The sequence below is a fragment of the Komagataeibacter rhaeticus genome, from assembly GCF_003207855.1.
GTDB classification, from domain to species: domain Bacteria; phylum Pseudomonadota; class Alphaproteobacteria; order Acetobacterales; family Acetobacteraceae; genus Komagataeibacter; species Komagataeibacter rhaeticus.
In genome coordinates, this window is record NZ_NKTZ01000002.1 from 20,752 (window position 1) to 39,858 (window position 19,107).

The following is a 19,107-nucleotide window of genomic DNA, read 5'->3' on the forward strand; positions in this document are numbered from 1 at the left end:
GACTGTCCATAACCGCATGCCCGTTGACTGTCACATCAGTGGCGGCGGATGCGTGACAATGATCCGCTGGCAATAATCAGTCCCATGGTCGCCGATGTAAGGCGATTCCGGACGCTGTGCCCCTTCGTTTCAGTCAGGCTATACGATCCCCCCATGTGTGGCAGGCCCCCGGCGCGGCCTGTGATCCTGCGCAGACACCTCCCCCGGGAGGCCGCCTGAAAAAAAACGCGCAAAAGCCGCCGCGCTGCCCTTTCGCCGCAATTGATGAACAACACGGAAATGGTGGTCAGCCGCAATCCGTCACCCCTCTTTATTGCCCAATCATAACAACACGCGCCTCATGCCGGTAGTGAATGTTGCCCATGCACGAAGGCATAGCATCAAATTGTACCTAGTAAAAAAATACACTTCACTTCGTATTACATACAAACCGTTACAATAAGAAAACAAAAATGCATAAATTTAACATTATCATACTATTAATAAAATAATAAAACATATAAAAATTCCAGCTGTTAAAAAAATAACGAAAAAATAAAATCCAATCACTGTATATGCTGGATCATTCCAAAATGATTTTTTCAGATTTTTTTTACAATAAAAAAATAAGATTTACAGTGTTGATGTTATTAATTATTTTTTCAATTTGTATCGAAAATAAAAAATATATTGAACTTTTTTTATATTCTTTTGAGTTTATAGTTATCCTGTCAATTTGCGCTCTATTTGGATCATCCTACAGGATGATAGAAATTTTTATGCGTTTATTTTATGGATTCATACTAGCTGTCCAGTTATCCTCCATTTCAATATCAGGCAATGTACTTTCCCCCCTTGCACTTGAAAATTTGGGACATCCAGCCGTTATCGGCAGCCTCAATATGCTCTGGGCCAGCATTATAGAAATCGGTTCCGTTCTTATTGTATTTCTATCTGGTATAAATTTTAGTTTTTACAGTGCCTTAATATCCATACCAATCCTGCTTGGAATAAAACATTCTTCTTCTTATGAATTTTTCAAGCCAATCGTTTCAGTTACGGAAGAAAGACTGTTTGTATGGAATATGCTCAAAAATCAAAAAATGGAAGTAAAAAAATTACAGCACGATTTTATATATTATCCAGAAAAAAACAGTAATCCTATAGAACGAAAACATTACAACGTAATCGTAATATTCACGGAAGGTACATCCCTTTCCGTCATCTCTCCAGAGCTTACCCCCAACATATGGGGATTGATGCATAATTCTTTACATTATACCGGATATTTCAATCATACCGCAGCGACATTCCGGGGGTTACGTGGGCAGAACGCATCGTTCTACCAGATGACGGGTGGCTATACCGAAAGCAGCATGGGGCTGGGACAGATTTCCCATAAAGAAATATTGGATAAAATGAAATCTGGAAAATCAATTACAACATTGCCAGAAATATTCCAGGAAAATGGATATAATACATTTTTCCAGCTACCCTGCTCCATTAATGACAATCTGTCCCAGATGATGTCCACGATGGACTTCAATCATTTATTTACCATGGAAGACATCAACGCCACTGCCCGTACAAAATGGCCCGTGCCACCGGGAATGGCGGTTAAATGGCTGACAAATAATGATCTGACCGATGGCGATTCATACAGGCTGTTATGGAAAAACATCCAGACGCTTCATGAACAGGCCAGACCTTTCTACTATGGCATCTATACGGTCGGCACGCATGTTGGCCTGGACAGTCCCGAATTCAGATACAAGGACGGGAAGAACCCCTATCTGAACAAATTCTACAACATGGACCGTCAATTTGGTGAATTCCTGCAACATTTCAATAACAGTCCCGTTTCCGATGATACGATCCTGATCTTCACCGCAGACCACGCAACCTACCCGGACCCGAATTTCCTTAATACATTCAATCTGAAAGACAGGTATTTTGTAGATCAGGTGCCGCTCATCATTTACAAAAAGAACTCGACGGGCGACCTCCAGATTGATGCCAACGGGAAGAACAGCCTTGATATCGCGCCAACGATCATGGATCTTGTCGGCATCCGGAATTTCAGGACGATATTTCTGGGCTGCTCCCTTTTCGATACGATATGTCACTCGGATTTCGACCATCTGTCGGCACTGGGGCTGGAATATTACACGACGGATCGGAACGTGGTGACACCTGTCAAACTACCCGGTAACAGGCAGTCCATTGTTCAGGACATCCAGGCTTATGGCGGCTGACAGGCTACCATCCGTTGCAGGCGGATGGCCAGAACATGGGCGTTGCGCCGACCCGGCCGGCATGGCGGCGTGATCCTGCCACCACCACTATTTTTTGCCATGCCCGCGCAACATGATGGCGGCTTCAGTGCAGGTGAAACGTGACGGGCAGCAGAACATGCATGCCTGCCAGCGTGCTGGCGCTTCCCGTGCAACTGATGTTGCGGGCAGCGGCAAGCGCCGTGCTGTCAAGATCATCGTAGCCGGTGCTGCTGTGCAGGCTGGCCTGCCGTACCTGACCCTGCGCCCCCAGGGTCACGTCAACCAGGGCACTGCCTTCCTCATGCAGGTGCCGGGCCATTGCCGGGTACCGCCATGCGGGGGGCGTGCAGCGTGGCTTTGACGGGACGGCCGGGGCTGCCGCGGCAGATGCCCCCTGCGCCACCGCGCCGGAGGGACCCGCCACGGCCGGGGCGCCAGCACCAGGAACAGCCTGTGCCGCGACGGCGGATGAGCGGACCGATGGGGGCAGGACATGCCTTTGCATGGGTGCGGGAACCGGAGGCTTCTGGTCTTTTACCTCCATGCGTGCGGCAGGGACCCGCACGGCAGGCGACGGGGAAGCCGGAGGCTGTGGCGCAGGCGTAGGCGCAGGCGCAGGCGCAGGCGCAGGCGTAGGCGTAGGCGTAGGCGTAGGCGTAGGCGTAGGCGTAGGCGTAGGCGTAGGCGTAGGCGTAGGCGTAGGCGTAGGCGTAGGCGTAGGCGTAGGCGTTTCGGGCGGGGGTGCAACCACCGGCCGGTCAAAAAAGACCTGGATGCCGGTTTTTTCGCCCGGTGGCGCGGGCAGTGGCGCATGGCCGGGCAGCAGCCATGCGGCGACCACACCATGACCCAGCACGGCCAGCAGTACCGCCCACCCCACGGCCAGCCGGGCCGTGCCCCGACGTGTGCCTGTGGCATGGTCCACAAGCAGCCTGCCTGCCATCCTGTCTTGCTGTTGCGTCACGGTTTCATCCACTACGGGCGGCGGGGCGGGCAGTCTTGTCATTTGACAAAACGGGGCGCACCCCTGACAACACACACCTGTTACCGTCTTATCTTACAACCGGAAAGTACCAGTTCAATCATGGGCCACGCCCGCCACCCCTTCATGCAGGACATGCCTGTGATCCGCTGGATCATGGTGCTGTGCGCGTGCATGGGGCTGTGGGGGCAACTGCTGATCGAAAGCCGCAGCCTGCCGGGGGAACTGCCCCGCGGCACCATCATGCGGCTGACGGGAATCGATATCGCCCCCGTCAGGCACACAACCGCCATGCCCGCCATGGACATGGGTCCCGCCCATCATGCCATGACGGGCGCGATGGCCGCCCACCCGCATGCGCCCATGCCCCATACCGGGCATGACCATGCCGAAGGCTGCCCGCTCTGCCCGCTTCTGCACCTGCCCACCCTTGCGCTGGCCATGGCGCCTTTCCTGCCCCTGCCCCCCGTGGCCTGGGCCCATGCACGCCATGAGCCACGCCAGCCCCGTGCGCCCCCCACCGCCCCGCTGGGGCTGCCCCCGTCACGCGGGCCACCTTCCGTTTCCTGAACCCCGTCATGCGCTGTCGCATGCCCGCATGGGCATGCGCGTTCCGTTTTCCGTTCAGGACATGAAAAGTGACTTTCATCAAAAAAACGCCCACGCCCCTGGCCGTGGTGGCGGGTGGCTGGCTGCTGGCCGGCAGCCTGCATCCGCTTGCCGCCCATGCCGAGACCACCGTAACCCTGCCCGGCCTGTCGATCGAGGACACGGCCGAGGACACCCCGATGGGCGAACGCCCGCTTTCGGCCAGCAGCCCTTCCACCATCGACCGCACGAGCGCCCGCCTGAGCAGCCCGGATGCGGCCAGCCTGTTCCGCAACCAGCCCGGTGTCAGCACCTATGCCGCAGGCGGCCTGGCCGCGCTGCCGGTGCTCAACGGCATGGCGGATGACCGGGTGGCCACCGTGGTCGATGGCGTGCGCATTGCCTCGGGCTGCCCCAACCATATGAACCCCGCCCTGTCCTTCATCGACCCGGACAGCGTCGATACCGCCACCGCCATCGCCGGCATCACGCCGGTCAGCATGGGCGGTGACAGCACCGGCGGCACCGTGGATGTGGAACGCCGCGACCCGCAATTTGCAAAACACGGCAGGATACTGGTCACCGGCCATGTGACCGGCACCTATCGCAGCAATGGCGGCGGCTATGGCGCGTCAGGCAGCCTTACGGTGGCGAACGACATGTTCAGCCTGCGCTACAATGCCTCCTACGCGCAGGCGGGCGACTATAGCGGCGGGGGCGATGCGGGCACGGTCCGCTCGACCAGTTACCTGACCTACAACCATGCCGTGACCTTTGGCATGCACAAGGACAACCACCTGCTGGCCCTGACCTTCGGCCAGCAGGACACACCGCATGAAGGCTTCGCCAACCAGTATATGGACATGACCAACAACCGCTCCACCTTCGTGAACGGCAAGTATGTCGGCACCTTCGACTGGGGCACACTGGAAGCGCGCGGCTACTGGCAGCGCGAGGACCATGCCATGGACTTCCTGCCCGACCGGCAGAAGACCACCCACATGCCCATGAACACCAATGCCCGCATGGCCGGCTACAGCCTGAAGGCCACGATCCCGCTGGGGGAGAGACATACCCTGCGGCTGGGCAGTTCGTTTGACCATTCCGGCCTGAATGACTGGTGGCCGCCGGTTGCGGGCAGCATGATGATGGGGCCGGACACCTATCACAGCATCAATAACGGCCACCGTGACCGGCTGGGCCATTTTGTGGAATGGGAAGCGGCCTGGACCCCGCGCGTCTCCACGCTGCTGGGTTTCCGCAATGACCTGGTCATGATGAATACGGGGCCGGTATCAGGCTATTCCTCCACCCCGTCCATGATGAGCAACGCCAACATTGCCGCCGCCAACGCCTTCAACGCCACCGACCGGGGGCGCACGGACGTGAACTTCGATGTCACGGCCCTGGTGCGCTGGAAGCCCCGGCGCGACCTGTCGATCGAGGGCGGTTACGCACGCAAGACCCGCTCCCCCAACCTGTATGAACGCTATGCATGGGGCCGCTCGGCCATGGTCAGCAGCATGATCAACTGGTTTGGCGACGGGAATGGCTATGTGGGCAACCCGGACCTGAAGCCCGAGGTGGCCAATACCGCCTCCGTCACCGCGGACTGGCACGACCCCGATGGCGACAGGTGGGACCTGAAAATCCAGCCCTATTACACCTACACCCATAATTACGTGAACGCGCAGCGCCTGGCTGCCGCCAGCAACGGCTTCTACACGCTGGGCTTCGTCAACCACAACGCGCAGAGCTACGGCATCAACGGCTCGGGCAATTACCGGCTGTGGCAGAACACCCGTTTCGGACGCGGGGAAATCGTGGCCAACATCAACTGGGTGCGCGGTCAGGACCTGACCAATGGCGCGGCCCTGTACCACCAGATGCCCACCAACGGCAGCGTGGCCGTGCATGAGACGTGGCGGAACTGGACCGGCCGGGTGGAAATGACCTTCGTCAAGGCCAAGGACAGCGTGGACTGGGTGCGTAATGAACCCCGCACCCCCGGCTATGCCCTGCTGGGCCTGGGCGGGCAGTATCACTGGCGGTACATGACGCTGGATGCCAGCATCGACAACGTGCTGAACCAGAAATACGAACTGCCGCTGGGCGGCTGGTCGCTGGCAGATGACGCGGCCACCGGCACCCTGCGCGCCCTGCCGGGCATGGGGCGGTCGTTCAATGTAAGCCTTACGGCCAGTTTCTAGGAGAATATAAAAAAGCGGCCCGCGAAACGCGGCCGCAGGCAACCAAAGACGTTCTTGGTGAAGCTTTTTTCAAAAAGCTTCGGAAAACGCCGCCTTTTTGAAAAAAGGCGGCACCCAAAAACTTTTATTGTTCTCGCAACGGGGGGACGGTTACAGACCCGTCCCCTCCCGCGTGGAGCCAGGCACCACCACAGGCGCGGCATCATCATGGGGCGGCCTGCGGCCCGGGGCCACGCGGCGGAACCAGGCAATGACCGGGCGCAGGCAGATACACAGCATGATCAGCGCCGCCACGTCCGCCGCCGCCGCCGCCCCCTCCAGATGCCACGCCATGGTCATGCCGTAGACCAGCGGCAGGTAGGTCAGGGTCACGATGATGCGCCCCTTCAGCACCTGCGAGACCTGGCCGATCACCGTCAGCAGCGGTTCCAGTGGCACGACGCCCAGCCCCAGTATCGCACTGCCCAGCATCAGCATGATCAGCGAGCGCCCGCCATGCCAGTGCACATGCAGCATCCATGTCAGCAGCGTGTTGCCCAGCACCATCGCCACCCCCATGAGCAGGATGGAGAACCCCCCGATCATGAGGAACAGCTTGCGCACCACGCGCTTGATTCCATACCAGTCCTGCTTTTCGCGCAGGCGGATCAGTTCGGGATAAAGGGCGGGCATCATAAGCTGGGCGGGCTTGGCAATCCCCTCGCCAATCTGGCGGGAGACGCGGTAGACGGCGGCATCCGCAGGCCCCAGCACGCCACCGACCAGCAGCGTGCCGAACTGGTTGAAGACCGAGCCCAGCAGGTGGTTGCAGCTGGTGGAAAGCGTGAAGCGCCAGATCCCCGGCGCATCGCCCGCGCGCAGCCGTGAAAACAGGCTGAAACCCGACGTCCCCCCCGAACGCCGGACCTGCATCCAGCCCAGCGCGGTGCTGCTGATGAACATGACAAGCTGGGTCAGGCTCCAGACCAGCAGGTAATAATCCAGCCCGAAATGGCAGAAAAAACCGATACCCGACCCCACCGTGCGCACCAGCGCGCCCGACAGGTCGGTCAGCATGGTCAGCCAGAAGGAATTGCACAGCCGGAACACCCCGGCCGACCAGCTTGTGTTCATGAACGCGATGGTCAGCATGTACAGCATGGCCGCCCCCTGGTCCCCCACCGGCCAGCCCATATAGGTGCCGAACAGCGCCACCCCCACCGTGCCCACCAGCCAGCCCACGCCCCCGCTCAGGTAATCGGCCCGGATGCAGAACGCCAGCACGCGCGAGAACTCGGCCCGCCTGCCATTGGTGAAGGGATCGGTCCCGTAATGCAGCAGCGGCTGCCAGGACAGCAGATGCGTGGCGGCCGATACCGCCGCGGCAAACGTGGTGACCAGCATGAGCACGCCAAACTGCCGCAGCCCCAGCGCGCGCACCGCCCACGCCACATACACGAAGCTGCAGATGGCATTGGTCGCGCGCCCGGCAATCAGGAAGCCGGTATTGCCAAAGATACGCTTGAGCGCATCGCGTTCGTCAGTGGACATGAACGGTCACGCGCACAAAACCCGCGCACGGGCCGGCCCCGGACACGTTTCCTTAGAACAACAGGCCAAAACGATAGCGCAGGCTCCCTTGCTGCAGACGTACCTGACCCGGCCCACGCGGCTTGCGCCCGCACTGTTCCGGTTCCATACGCCCCATGTCATGCGGCACCTTAGTGCGCCCCGGCGGCCGGTGCTAGTCCCTGCCGCGCATGAACTGCAATTGAGAGGCAACTGGCGCGGCCGCCAGCCCCCACCCGATGGCCATGAACATCCACCCCGCCGTGGGCTGTGTCAGCAGCGAACTGGTGGACTGGACCGGCCACAGCACCAGCGCCGCCGTAATGGCCAGCATCAGCCGGCACGGGTCATGCGCCCCCACCAGCCCGCGCCACATGGGAACCAGCAGGCACACGGCCAGCGCGGCAAACAGCCCCATCGCGGGCAGCCCCCCCATCGTGCCCATGAGCAGATAGAAATTGTGCGGGTGCAGGTTGCACCCCACGGCACCGCCATGCGGGCCTTCCGCCACCCCCAGCCCGGGCAGGCCATGGAAATAGGCCGGGTCCGGGCAGGCATGGCGGAAGCCGTCGAATCCCAGCCCCGACCATGGATGCCGCGCAATCATCACCCCGGCGCGGATGAACAGCATGCCATACGGGCTGTCGGCAAAGTCATGCAGGTGCGTGACAAGGTTGACGACCAGCTTGTCATAGGCCTGGGGCGCCAGCAGGGGCGACAGGGCAATGCCCCCCGCCCCCAGCACCCCGACCGCCAGCATGCCCGCCCGCAGCCGTGGCACCAGCAGGCCCACCACCCCCATGGCGGCCAGCATGTGCAAAAGCGGCATGCGCTGGGCCACCAGCACCATGGTCAGCACCAGCCCCAGCAGCAGGGCCGCCGCCTTGAGCCGTCCATACCCGCCCGCACGCCCCGACAGCGTGATCAGGTAGGGAAACAGCCCCGGCAGGGCGGTCATGACCAGCGCATGCCCCGCGCGTGGCGCCCATAGCGGCCCCAGCAGCGCACCATCCGCCCAGCGGCCATATCCCATGAAATTCCGCCCGCACAGATATTGCTGCCAGCACCCCGCAACCAGCCACAGCGCTACCAGCCCATAGGCGCGCGCCAGGACCCGCCGTACTGCCGCACACGGCAGCACCCATGCCTGAAGGGCCGCGACAAACACGAAATACCGGCTGAAACCCGCGGCGTGCAGCACCCCGCGCGCGCCATCCGCAAGACCCGCGCACAGCACGATATCCCCCCACAGCAGGGCCGCCACCAGCACCCAGCCCTGCCACAGCCAGTTCCAGTGACGGCACAGCACGCAATGGATCACGAACAGGATGGCCACCGCCGTCATCACGATTTCCGCCGGGGCCAGCGCATAAAGCAGCAGGAGAGGCATGGGCAGCACAAGGCCGGTCGCAACCCGCAGCATCCACCACTCGACCTGCCGCATCCGTCCCCTCCCCGTGCACACGCTCCGGCTTTTCTGGCGCCCTGTGTGCCTGCCCGGCAAGGCGCCGGGCTGGCCCCCTCCTGCCAGCCATGCGGGCCATCTGGCAAGTCCTGTCGGCTGCATTCAAATCGTATTGTGGCGCGTCAAAATAATGCCTTGATATAAAAAGATAAAAGTTTTTGGTGCTGCCTTTTTTTCACAAAGGCAGCATGCTTCGAAGCTTTTTGAAAAAAGCTTCACCAAAAACTTCTTTATGATTTGCCAGACATTTGCAGGGCAGGATTTTGAAACAGCCTGTTATATAAACGGATCACGGCCCCACAGCAGAATGATGAGACTTACGGCAATGCGCGACTACAAAGCGGGACTGGTGGCGCTGGCCGCACTGGCGCTGGCCGGCTGTACGGCAGCGCCTTCGGGCATTGTCCGTGGTCCGACCGTAACGGGACAGTCACGCATTTACGTGGCCCCCGGCACGCCGGATGACCCGTGGGGGCCTTACATACAGGAAGCCGCAACCCGCTTTTCGGTCCCGACCGCATGGATCCGCGCGGTGATGCAGCAGGAATCGGGCGGCAGGCAGTATCTGGACGGACAGCTGACAACATCGGGCGCCGGGGCGATGGGGCTCATGCAACTCATGCCCGAAACCTATGCCGACATGCAGGCCCAGTACGCACTGGGGGATGACGCGTATGAACCGCATGACAACATCATGGCGGGCACGGCATATATCCGCCAGATGTATGACCGCTTCGGCACGCCGGACTTCCTGGCCGCCTACAATGCCGGCCCCGAGCGTGTCGCCGCATGGCGCCAGAACGGTGATCCCCTTCCTGCCGAGACCATGGAATATGTGGCGGCCATCACGCCCGGCCTTGGCCCCGACCTGCCGCCGGGCCTGACCGGCAGCCCCGCCAGCGGCCCCACGATGCTGGCCCGGGCCGATGGCGCGGACATGAACGCGGCCCATGCCCCGCCCGCGGCTGCAACGCCGTCCCTGTCGCGCACGGCGGATGGCTGCCTGCGCAATGCCGATGCCGCCTATGACCCCACGGCCCCCTGCCTGATGGATCAGGATACCCCCCATGGCGATGCGGGAGATGACATGAAGCCGTCCCGGACCGTGAATGACACGGACAGGGCCATGGCGCAGGATACCGTCCTGCCCGACCGGGTCGTGCCGGCCCCCGTGCCCGACACGGCCTACCGCCCCGCCGTGATTCAGGCCGTGCACTACAACGCGGGTGCGGGCGGGAACGGAACATGGGGCGTGCAGGTCGGCGCCTTTTCCACCGATGCCGAGGCCCGGCAGGCACTGGCGCGCACCCGCCTGCTGATCGGTGCCCGGCCGGCCGCGCTGGCGGCGATCGTCATGCCGGTGCCGGCGGCGTCAGGCGTACTGTATCGTGCCCGCCTGGTCGGCTTTGGTGCATCGGAGGCATCCGATACCTGCCAGACACTGCATGCCCATGCCATGGCCTGCTTCACGGTTGCGGCCCATACGTGAAAGCATGGCTGAAAATGGCGGCATACCGGTCCTGATCGCGTGATGCCGGTATCGTGAACGGAAAAAATGCCGCGCATGCCCTTTTCCGTCCTGACTGCCTTTTGCACGGACGGCCCCATCCCATATCTGGCAGACCGGGATGATTGTTCATGCCCGGCAGGAGGTTGCCATGGTTATGGGAACACGTTACCGCGCATCGACCGGGCCAGACCGGTCTTCAGCCATCAGGGCAATGGATCTTGTCGGAATCGGCATGGTTCTTCTGACACTGGTGCTGTGGCTCTCACTCGCCTTCTGGTAAAAGCCGGTCATTCACTCCTTTGGGGGAGGATCAGATGCACACCACCATGCGCCGCACGGCCCATGCGGGCACATATCGCACAGGAAAACCGGAAAGCTGGGATATCATGGGGCCCGCCATGATTGCCGCGGCCTTTGCCGTGGCTACCGCGCTCATTTTCCTTTCATGAACTGACAGTGCGGGGGAAAGTCCGCATAGGGCGGGCTTTCCTTCCCCGTGCCGGGTCTGTAGGCTTGCCGCGCGCGGGTTTTCCGTAGCTGTGCAAACCGTAAAAGGCTTCCATGCGCCCGTTTCCAGCCCTGCTTGTTGTTCTTGGCCTTGCTGCCGGGCTGGCCGCCTGCGTTGATCGTGATCCCCGCATGGACCGCAATTCACGCGCCGCCGCTGACCACACAAACGGCGGACCACAGGGGGACTGGGGCAGTCTGGGCGGCGGATGGAGCGGCCCCGGTACGATGGGCTGGTAGCCGGTAGCCTGCGGTATATAAATAATTTCTCATCCGGCTGACACAAATTGTTAGCTGCCGGACATCTTTTTGATACGCGGCGGGTTTCAGTATTGCCTCTCATTAAAAGTAATGGCGGCATGATGAAGAAGATTGTTTTCCTGGGACTCGCCCTGCTGGCAGCCGTGGCCGTGAGCTATCCCACCATCAGTACGGCCCATCACGTACAGGCTGGATCGGCGCTTTTTGAACAGAAATAGCCTGCAACCGGCCTGACCGGCGGCATGGAACCGCATGGCGTCACAGACCGCCGGGCCTTTGTCCATATTCACGGGGAAAACCATGTTCAGGATCCGCCTGCTGCTTGCCTTATGCATGCTGGGCACCGCCATCAACCCGACCGGGGCACAAAGCCGTACCCATCGTATCAACATGAATATCCGCCCCCATTCCCATACCCAGGTCAATACGGAAATGGGCCATATACGCGGCTACGCGCCAGCCATGGACAGCAATGGCAGTGCCTACCGCGACATCGATGCACAATGCGCGGCCCAGGGGCTGGGGAACGTCTCCTCACAATCCGCGACCGTTGGCGTCAGTCTGGCGTCACGACGCAATTTCTATGCCCAGTGCATGGTGCAGCATGGGGCATGGCGGCAGGGACAAAAGAACTGATCACGCGCCCGCAACACCCGTCCCCTGTCCGCGTTGTGGCCACACTCGCGGGAGGTGGCGATGACACGCCTGACCAGACTGTACGTATCCCTTATTATGGCCATGCTTGTAGCCGGGTGCCACGACCCGGGTCATGACCATCCGGTCTACTGGCATGAAAATGACAGCCGGGATCGCAACACGCACCAGCACTGGAGCCGTGGCCCCCATACCGATCACTGATCCCCATGCCCGCAGGAGCAAAAGACCAGCGCTCGCCGTTCATGACGACAGGAACGGGCGGCCACCGATGCGGTGGCGCAGGTGCCTGAATACAGCGGTTTTTGTGTAACCGAACCCCTAGACGGCGGCGGAATAGCTGGCTAAACAGACCCTATGGAGAGGTGGCCGAGCGGTTGAAGGCAGCGGTCTTGAAAACCGCCGTGCGTGTGAGCGTACCGTGGGTTCGAATCCCACCCTCTCCGCCATATGTCCCATAAAATCAGACTGAACGGCATGGTCCTCCCCCCTCATCGCATGGGGCGGTCGTGACATGTATCTGTCCGCAGCCCGATATGGCGCGGCAGCCCGGCATGCCCCGGCGGGGATCAATGGTGTTCTCCCCGCGCGGTCTCCTCATCCAGCTTTTCCTGTGCCTTCACACGCCGGCGCGCGCGGGCGCGCAGCCACAGCCATGCCCCCGTACCCAGCATGACCGCGCCCGTCACACCACACAGATACATCAGCATTGGATGGCGCGACAGGAACCAGTCCACCCACATCCACCATGGCAGATGCCCCACGGTATAGGTGGGCGATGTGCGATACGTGGTGAAATGCTCGCCGTTCTTGATCACCAGATCACCCTGTATGGTGGGCAGGACCTTCGGGTCATGCAGGCTGGCAACCAGTTCGTGAATGCGGATGCCATTATCCCCCACCAGGGCCAGCACCGAACGGTGGCTGGCATAGGGGGACTCGCTGCCGATCATCAACGCGGCGTTACGTACCGGCATGTCCAGATTGGCCGTCACGCCATTGCGCAGGCCACTGCCGTCGCGATCCTGAAAGATGTACCAGATGCCCTGCAGCCCCGTCTGCTGCCCGACACGGATATGGTCGCCATCAATCCGGTAGGCCGAGCGCGAAAGCAGTGTCGCCGCCGCTCCCATCTGCCCCACCGGAGCCAGCAGGATGACATCACCCTCGGGCGGCGTGTGCGCGATATCTTCCGTCGTGGCCAGGTGGATGCCCGATACCGGATACCATGTCACCGATCCGAAAAAACCCATCAGGTCGAAATAGGCGCCGATCGTATCGGTATCGGGCGCGGGTGGCAGCACGACCGTCGTCTCCCCCAGATCCGCCATGCGGGAGAACGGGAAGCCGATTTCAGCGAAATAGGACAGGTTGGGCAGTTCGGTGAAGTGGACCCCACGCCGGAAATCCAGCACGGAATCGGAATCGATTTCCAGATGCGGGGAATCCGGGGTGCGGCGGCATGCACCCCGCTCTACCGGCCGGGTATCAAACTGGAACTGCAGGTCATTCTGGCCGAACAGCAGCCATGGCGGAATGGCCGTGACATGCCCCACGGCCCCGGCATGCTCGGTCACCATCCGTTCGGACCAGATACGCCACAGGTTGTTGTTCAGCAGCGAATAGCTCTGGATATACGTATTGTTCACACTGACATCGAGGCGCGAAGCCGCTATGTCCACCACCGGATTGCCCGGCGCACGCACCCACAGATCCATCAGGAACGGCAGCCGGTGCCAGGTGTACAGGTCGGGCGGCAGATGGAAGGGCACATGCAGGGTATCGGGCGCAAACCCGCCCGCCTGCAGGTCGCCTGCCGTCACCAGCTCGCCAAAACGGACCGGACGGTCTGTCGGGATGAAAGACGGGGCATCATAGGCCACGCGCGGACGCAGGGTCACATCCTCCACCACCGCGCCCGGCAGGTCACCCAGTGTATCGGGGGAGAAAACCAGCGTCCTGGCCGCCACCTCCACTTCGGCCGGCGTGCGGCCGGTCACCACCAGGATGGTGCCCCATTTGTCGTTCGGGTTGGCAATCTCGAACAGGGTCGGGCCTGATGGCGGGGTTCCCCGGTCATCAATCGCAATCCGGGGGCCGATCTCGATGGCGTTGCCCGTATCGGGCAGGGTGCGCGCAACTGGAAAGGTGAGCTGCCGCGTATCGGCCAGCCTGCCGAACCAGGACGCCACAAGCCCCCCTGCCCGCAGGACTTCAGGCGCCATGGCACTGCCCGGCAGCACCATGGGCACCCGCATGGCAACCTTCAGGTTGGAATCAAAAAAGGGCGTGGGCAGCCGACTCAGGCTGCGCACCGGCTCGATGCGCGCGGTGGTCAGCGTGATGGTGGACTGATCGGATATCTGCGCCCACAGGACATCATTGTACAGGTCGTTGCAGTCCCGCCTGTATTCCCCGGCAAAGCGGAAATTGAGCTTGCTGTCCCCGGTAAAATAAAGTGGGTCTATGCTGAATTCGATCGGCCCGAAGGTGGGATGGGCCGGATCGATGCGGATCGTGCCGACATACTGCTCGTTCAGGGTCACGGTAATGGCCGTGGCTTCTGGCAGCAGCGAGGGCGAAATCGCCCCCGACAGGTGCAGCGTGGCATGGGTTACGACGCGGTTGGCGGGCACCACCACATCCACCCCCTGCAGGGGGGAAAACCCGCGCAGCGTCAGCGGGCCGGGAAAACGGCTGAGGTCACGGAACGCGATGGTGCGCGTAATTTCGGCATCGGCCACCCGGTCGGCCAGTTTCTGGTCCAGGGTATCGGTGGCGGGCGGGATGTCACCGCTATTGGTATCTCCCAGCGGGGTCAGGTGCGAGACGCCGGTATGGCTGTAGCCGGGCGGCATCTGTGCCCGGGCCGGAATGGCGGCCAGCATGGCACCCACCAGCAGCATGATGATGCCAGTGCCGAGCCTGTGGGGCACGGGTGGAATCACAAGGCTTTTCTTTTCCAGCGTTTCTTCCTTGTGCACGCTTTCGCTACTTTCTTCCTGCCCCTTTGACGGGAGGCTCCACAGATAGGGCGGCGCAAGCAGCCCACCTATACTTTTTATGACCTGATAGATGCTGTTCAACGGTCGGTCATCCTTGAAATCGGCCCAGTTATGCCAGGCATCGCTGCGCCCGAATACAAGGCTTACGACCTCGCGCTCCTCTTCCAGGGTATCAAGCTTCCATTGCAGGTGCAGCCAGGAGCCACGCTGCTGGCCCAGAATGCGCGCGGGTACCGCAATATCGATTCCGTCATCGGGCTTGCTGTAACGCAGCGTGATGTCCACCGGGGTCTCGATCTGTTCGGGCAGGTGCATGGTCACACCCGCGCCACCAAGCGAGATGTCGGTGGTGTGCGCCTGGAATACCCTGCCATCCGCAAAGCAGACCTCGACCGGCAGCTTGACCCGGACACGGGGCTTGTGGCGGATCTGCCGCGTCTCACGCCCGACCGCGATGGACGCCAGCACCACGATCAGGCTGACGGTGATCCACAGCGTGTTGAGCGCAAAGGACTGGAATGCCAGTTTCTGGTGATACTGGAAGATCATGCCCCAGATGCCCCGCACCATGCCCCCGAACAGGATGATGGCCATGATCGCATTGGGATAGACCGCGCTGAAATCGAAATAGCCCCGCGCCAGCAGCCCCCCCTTGTCCGTCACGTTGAACTTGCCCTTGTGCGGCTGGAGCAGGGTGACGATGGTGATGCGGATCAGGAATAGCGCGAGCGATGTCTCGTAGATCTCGCTCCAGAAGGAATAGCGCCACCGCCCCTCGATGCGTGAAAGCGTCATGATGGAATGGAAGATGTGCGGCAGCGCATAGACCATGATGGCAAAGGGCGAAGCCGCGATGATGTTCTGCCCGAAGAACAGGAACCCCAGCGGCGAGACAAGGAAGGTCACACGCGGAATGGCAAACAGGAAGTGCGACATGGCCGACAGGTAGCACAGCCGCTGCTCCCACCGCAGGCCGCCCCCCAGCATGGGATTGTCCCGCCGCATGATCTGCAGCATGCCACGCGCCCAGCGCACGCGCTGGCCGATATGCAGGATCAGCCGCTCGGTCGCAAGGCCCGCCGCCAGCGGCTGGCACAGATAGGCGGTGCCCCAGCCCTTGCGCTGCATCTTGAGCGCGGTATGCGCATCCTCCGTCACCGTCTCGGTTGCGAAACCACCCACGCTGAGCAGGGCGGAACGGCGGATGGCGGCACACGAACCGCAGAAGAATGTCGCATCCCAGAAATCATTGCCGTCCTGTATCAGGCCATAGAACATGTTGCCCTCGGGCGGCACGTCATAGCCCGCGGCCAGATTGCGCTGGAACGGATCGGGGGAATAGAAATGGTGGGGTGTCTGCAGCAGGGCCAGCTTGGGGTCCGCCCATAGCCAGCCAATGGTCTTGAGCAGGAAGGAACGCGTGGGCACATGGTCGCAGTCAAAGATGACCACGAACTCCCCCTTCGTGATCTTCATGGCATGGTTGAGGTTACCGGCCTTCGCGTGGTTGTTCTCGGCGCGGATGATGTAACCCGCGCCCGATTCCACCGCGAAGTCCCGGAAGGCCTTCCGCCGGCCATCATCAAGGATGTAGACGTTCAGCTTGTCCGCCGGCCAGTGCAGGTCCATCGCACCCAGCACGGTGGAGCGGACCAGTTCCAGGTCCTCGTTGTAGGATGGAACATAGACATCCACCATCGGCCAGTCCGCCGGGTCATCGGGCAGGCGGTGCGGCTTGCGGCCCAGTGGCCACGACATCTGGAAATAGCTCAGGCACAGGGTGGACAGCGCGTAGCCTTCCGCCCCCAGCAGGGCAAGCGACATGGCAACCTGCAACGGTCCATGAAACTCCACCGTGCTGCCCAGCCGCCAGATCAGGTAGCGGAAGGAAACAAAGAGCGACAGCATCATCAGAATGCAGGTGATGTGCCGCCCCGGCCTGCGGTTGAGGATGAAGAAAAGCGTGATCGTGCCGATCGAGATATAGGCCTGCTCGGCTGGCGCAAGGGTGATGTCACCAACGGACACGCAGAGTACCGCACCCACCACCATCAGCAGCGCGATAAGCCAGGCCTGCCGCCGCGGCGTGGTCAACAGCGCCTCTCCGCCCCACTTCAGCCACAATTCCCTGAGCATGTTCTATAACCAGACCGACCTGAATAAAAACCCGTCAAATGAAGTAAAACCATACCGGCAGCCATCCCGGCGGCGCTGCGCCATGGGGCATTGCGGCATGGATGGATTTTCGTTTCCTATCATGCGCGGTATGACCGAAAGCCTTTTCTCCCCGACATCTTTCCCGATGGATGCCGACACTAGAGGAGCCAGCGGGCCAACCGCAAGGCATTATCGGACAGGCTGATTTATTTTCAGTCAGGAAGCGGAAGTGGTCATTCACATGCAGTTTAACCAGCCCGTGGGGGGACTGGATCAGGTCCCTCCGCAATAAAACCTGTGGTTGCATCCTTCCATGCCATAAAATACGGCCCCCAGACAGAAAAGGCACCCGGACCATACGGTCCGGATGCCTTCGTGCAATCGGCCCCGCCCACAGGGGCACGGGTATGGAATGCGTGGTTCAGACCGCGCGGCGCCCCGCGCTGCCCTGGCGGTTGCCCCCGCCACCGGGGCGGCCACCACGGCCGCCGCCGGGGGGCCTGCCCCCACCAGCCGGACGGCCACCACCGGGGGGCCTGCCACCGCCAGGCCGGCCACCGCCGCCACGGCCCCGGCCACCGCCGCCCAGCACGGGCGGCCGCATGGTGGAGTGTTCGGCCGCTTCGGAATGGTACGGATGTTCGGACACCACGGGAATGGCCTTGCCGATATTCTTCTCGATATCACGCAGCCAGGCACGCTGTTCCGCATCGCACAGCGACACGGCCCAGCCCTCGCGCCCCGCGCGCGCGGTGCGGCCGATGCGGTGCACGTAGCTTTCGGGTACGTTGGGCAGGTCGTAGTTGAACACGTGGGTCACGTCATCGACATCAATGCCGCGGGCGGCGATGTCGGTGGCCACCAGCACCTTCACATTGCCCGAGCGGAAGCCGGACATGGCACGCTCACGCGCGCCCTGTGACTTGTTGCCGTGAATGGCTTCGGCCGTGATGCCGTGCTCGCCCAGGAAGGCGGCGACCTTGTTGGCTTCATGCTTCATCAGCGTGAACACCACGGCGCGTTCGACCTTGGGCGAGTCCACCAAAAGCTTCAGCGCCTCGCGCTTGTTGGCGGTATCGACAAACATCACTGCCTGACGAATGCGGTCCACCGTGCTGGACGGCGGCGTGACCTGCACGGTTGCCGGGTCACGCAGCAGGCCGTGCGCCAGGTCGGAAATGCTCTTGGGCATGGTGGCCGAGAACAGCAGCGTCTGCCGGTCGGTGGGCAGGGCCGCGACAATCTTGCGGATGTCGCGCACGAAACCCATGTCGAGCATACGGTCGGCTTCGTCCAGCACCAGCACTTCAAGGCCGGACAGGTCAACATGCCCCTGGCCCATCAGGTCCAGCAGGCGGCCGGGAGCCGCGACCAGCACGTCCACGCCACGGCGCAGGGCCTCGATCTGGCGCCCCTGCCCCACGCCGCCAAACACGACGGCATGGCTGAAGCGCATGTGGCGGGCATAGGATGCGAAGCTTTCCCCGATCTGGGATGCCAGTTCACGGGTGGGGGCGAGCACCAGGGCGCGCGCACCCTTGGGGTGGGCCCGGCCCTTTTCACGGAAAAGACGGTCAAGGATGGGCAGCGCGAAGGCCGCGGTCTTGCCCGTGCCGGTCTGTGCCAGACCCAGCAGGTCACGCCCTTCCAGCAGGTAGGGAATGGCGCCAGCCTGAATGGGGGTGGGCTGGGTGTAGCCTTCCTCGTCCAGTGCGCGCAGCAGCGGCTCTGCAAGATGAAGATCGGCAAACGTTGTCATGAAGGGCGCCTCCTGGCGCGAAAAAACAGGGCCGCGGGGCCTGCGGCGTGCCGCATGCCCGAAGAGCGAACCGACAGACATACCCGATACCGGCCCTTATATGCACAGGGGCACGCGTTCTGTCGTCGCAAGGATATGATGTTAGGGATAGAGGCCGGTCCAGTCTGCTTTCAGTCGTGTCCCCCGCGTCAAGGACACGTGCAATC

At 61.6% G+C, this 19,107-nt stretch carries 14 protein-coding genes and 1 tRNA gene; 9 read left to right on the plus strand and 6 right to left on the minus strand.

Annotated features, from left to right (window positions below; genetic code table 11):
- Nucleotides 1-572 precede the first annotated feature (572 nt).
- On the plus strand, nucleotides 573-2,234 hold the full coding sequence (locus CFR78_RS02295; protein WP_181417477.1) for an LTA synthase family protein: 1,662 nt from the start codon (nucleotides 573-575) through the stop codon (nucleotides 2,232-2,234).
- A 124-nt stretch (nucleotides 2,235-2,358) separates the two neighbouring features.
- Here the strand turns inward: CFR78_RS02295 and CFR78_RS16530 are convergent, their stop codons facing one another.
- A complete protein-coding gene (locus tag CFR78_RS16530) occupies nucleotides 2,359-2,760 on the minus strand; it encodes a TonB family protein (protein ID WP_240471491.1) in 402 nt (133 codons plus the stop codon).
- A gap of 579 nt (nucleotides 2,761-3,339) precedes the next feature.
- Between CFR78_RS16530 and CFR78_RS02305 the strand changes: the two genes are divergently transcribed.
- Nucleotides 3,340-3,807 (plus strand): DUF2946 domain-containing protein, encoded by a 468-nt coding sequence (locus CFR78_RS02305; protein WP_223846515.1) that lies wholly within the window; start codon nucleotides 3,340-3,342, stop codon nucleotides 3,805-3,807.
- A 68-nt stretch (nucleotides 3,808-3,875) separates the two neighbouring features.
- Nucleotides 3,876-6,035 carry a TonB-dependent receptor gene (locus CFR78_RS02310; RefSeq protein ID WP_110580970.1) on the plus strand — a complete coding sequence of 720 codons (2,160 nt, stop codon included), beginning with the start codon at nucleotides 3,876-3,878 and terminating at the stop codon, nucleotides 6,033-6,035.
- Nucleotides 6,036-6,185: 150 nt separating this feature from the next.
- Here the strand turns inward: CFR78_RS02310 and CFR78_RS02315 are convergent, their stop codons facing one another.
- Nucleotides 6,186-7,565 carry a lipopolysaccharide biosynthesis protein gene (locus CFR78_RS02315; RefSeq protein WP_007399862.1) on the minus strand — a complete coding sequence of 460 codons (1,380 nt, stop codon included), beginning with the start codon at nucleotides 7,563-7,565 and terminating at the stop codon, nucleotides 6,186-6,188.
- A 193-nt stretch (nucleotides 7,566-7,758) separates the two neighbouring features.
- Complete coding sequence (locus CFR78_RS02320; protein ID WP_034932909.1) at nucleotides 7,759-9,027, minus strand: O-antigen ligase family protein; 1,269 nt, start codon at nucleotides 9,025-9,027, stop codon at nucleotides 7,759-7,761.
- Between the two features lie 346 nt (nucleotides 9,028-9,373).
- Here CFR78_RS02320 and CFR78_RS02325 point away from each other — a divergent pair, with 346 nt between their 5' ends.
- The 3 genes from CFR78_RS02325 to CFR78_RS02330 all read left to right on the plus strand — a co-directional run bounded on the left by CFR78_RS02325 (nucleotide 9,374) and on the right by CFR78_RS02330 (nucleotide 11,305).
- The gene (locus tag CFR78_RS02325) at nucleotides 9,374-10,537 is read left to right on the plus strand and encodes a lytic transglycosylase domain-containing protein (RefSeq protein WP_051672173.1); all 1,164 of its coding nucleotides are present in this window, start codon (nucleotides 9,374-9,376) and stop codon (nucleotides 10,535-10,537) included.
- Between the two features lie 335 nt (nucleotides 10,538-10,872).
- Entirely contained in the window at nucleotides 10,873-11,007 is a 135-nt protein-coding gene (locus tag CFR78_RS16535) for a hypothetical protein (RefSeq protein ID WP_258365839.1), read from the plus strand.
- Nucleotides 11,008-11,119: 112 nt separating this feature from the next.
- A complete protein-coding gene (locus CFR78_RS02330; protein WP_007399855.1) occupies nucleotides 11,120-11,305 on the plus strand; it encodes a hypothetical protein in 186 nt (61 codons plus the stop codon).
- An 86-nt stretch (nucleotides 11,306-11,391) separates the two neighbouring features.
- Here CFR78_RS02330 and CFR78_RS16190 read toward each other — a convergent pair whose 3' ends face one another.
- A complete protein-coding gene (locus CFR78_RS16190; protein ID WP_156953915.1) occupies nucleotides 11,392-11,628 on the minus strand; it encodes a hypothetical protein in 237 nt (78 codons plus the stop codon).
- On the opposite strand from CFR78_RS16190, the gene CFR78_RS02335 reads away from it, so the two are divergent.
- The 3 genes from CFR78_RS02335 (at nucleotide 11,627) to CFR78_RS02340 (ending at nucleotide 12,429) form a co-directional block, all read left to right on the plus strand.
- A complete protein-coding gene (locus CFR78_RS02335; protein ID WP_034933366.1) occupies nucleotides 11,627-11,962 on the plus strand; it encodes a hypothetical protein in 336 nt (111 codons plus the stop codon). The genes CFR78_RS16190 and CFR78_RS02335 overlap by 2 nt on opposite strands.
- A 60-nt stretch (nucleotides 11,963-12,022) precedes the next feature.
- On the plus strand, nucleotides 12,023-12,184 hold the full coding sequence (locus tag CFR78_RS16195; RefSeq protein ID WP_156953916.1) for a hypothetical protein: 162 nt from the start codon (nucleotides 12,023-12,025) through the stop codon (nucleotides 12,182-12,184).
- A gap of 155 nt (nucleotides 12,185-12,339) precedes the next feature.
- A tRNA-Ser gene (locus CFR78_RS02340) sits at nucleotides 12,340-12,429 on the plus strand.
- A 120-nt stretch (nucleotides 12,430-12,549) separates the two neighbouring features.
- On the opposite strand, the gene bcsA is transcribed toward CFR78_RS02340, so the two are convergent.
- Nucleotides 12,550-17,121 carry a UDP-forming cellulose synthase catalytic subunit gene (gene bcsA / locus CFR78_RS02345; protein WP_110580971.1) on the minus strand — a complete coding sequence of 1,524 codons (4,572 nt, stop codon included), beginning with the start codon at nucleotides 17,119-17,121 and terminating at the stop codon, nucleotides 12,550-12,552.
- 442 nt (nucleotides 17,122-17,563) lie between these two features.
- Nucleotides 17,564-18,901 carry a DEAD/DEAH box helicase gene (locus CFR78_RS02350; protein ID WP_034933368.1) on the minus strand — a complete coding sequence of 446 codons (1,338 nt, stop codon included), beginning with the start codon at nucleotides 18,899-18,901 and terminating at the stop codon, nucleotides 17,564-17,566.
- Between the last annotated feature and the right edge of the window lie 206 nt (nucleotides 18,902-19,107).

Bases quoted from the DNA above. Each gene is read 5' to 3' on its own strand.
- CFR78_RS16535 (WP_258365839.1), top strand. From the start codon at position 10,873: ATGCACACCACCATGCGCCGCACGGCCCATGCGGGCACATATCGCACA.
- CFR78_RS02295 (WP_181417477.1), top strand. From the start codon at position 573: ATGATTTTTTCAGATTTTTTTTACAATAAAAAAATAAGATTTACAGTG.
- CFR78_RS02330 (WP_007399855.1), top strand. From the start codon at position 11,120: ATGCGCCCGTTTCCAGCCCTGCTTGTTGTTCTTGGCCTTGCTGCCGGG.
- CFR78_RS16190 (WP_156953915.1), bottom strand. From the start codon at position 11,628: ATGGTTTTCCCCGTGAATATGGACAAAGGCCCGGCGGTCTGTGACGCC.
- bcsA (WP_110580971.1), bottom strand. From the start codon at position 17,121: ATGCTCAGGGAATTGTGGCTGAAGTGGGGCGGAGAGGCGCTGTTGACC.
- CFR78_RS02335 (WP_034933366.1), top strand. From the start codon at position 11,627: ATGTTCAGGATCCGCCTGCTGCTTGCCTTATGCATGCTGGGCACCGCC.
- CFR78_RS02325 (WP_051672173.1), top strand. From the start codon at position 9,374: ATGCGCGACTACAAAGCGGGACTGGTGGCGCTGGCCGCACTGGCGCTG.
- CFR78_RS16530 (WP_240471491.1), bottom strand. From the start codon at position 2,760: ATGCAAAGGCATGTCCTGCCCCCATCGGTCCGCTCATCCGCCGTCGCG.
- CFR78_RS02315 (WP_007399862.1), bottom strand. From the start codon at position 7,565: ATGTCCACTGACGAACGCGATGCGCTCAAGCGTATCTTTGGCAATACC.
- CFR78_RS02350 (WP_034933368.1), bottom strand. From the start codon at position 18,901: ATGACAACGTTTGCCGATCTTCATCTTGCAGAGCCGCTGCTGCGCGCA.
- CFR78_RS02320 (WP_034932909.1), bottom strand. From the start codon at position 9,027: ATGCGGCAGGTCGAGTGGTGGATGCTGCGGGTTGCGACCGGCCTTGTG.
- CFR78_RS02305 (WP_223846515.1), top strand. From the start codon at position 3,340: ATGGGCCACGCCCGCCACCCCTTCATGCAGGACATGCCTGTGATCCGC.
- CFR78_RS16195 (WP_156953916.1), top strand. From the start codon at position 12,023: ATGACACGCCTGACCAGACTGTACGTATCCCTTATTATGGCCATGCTT.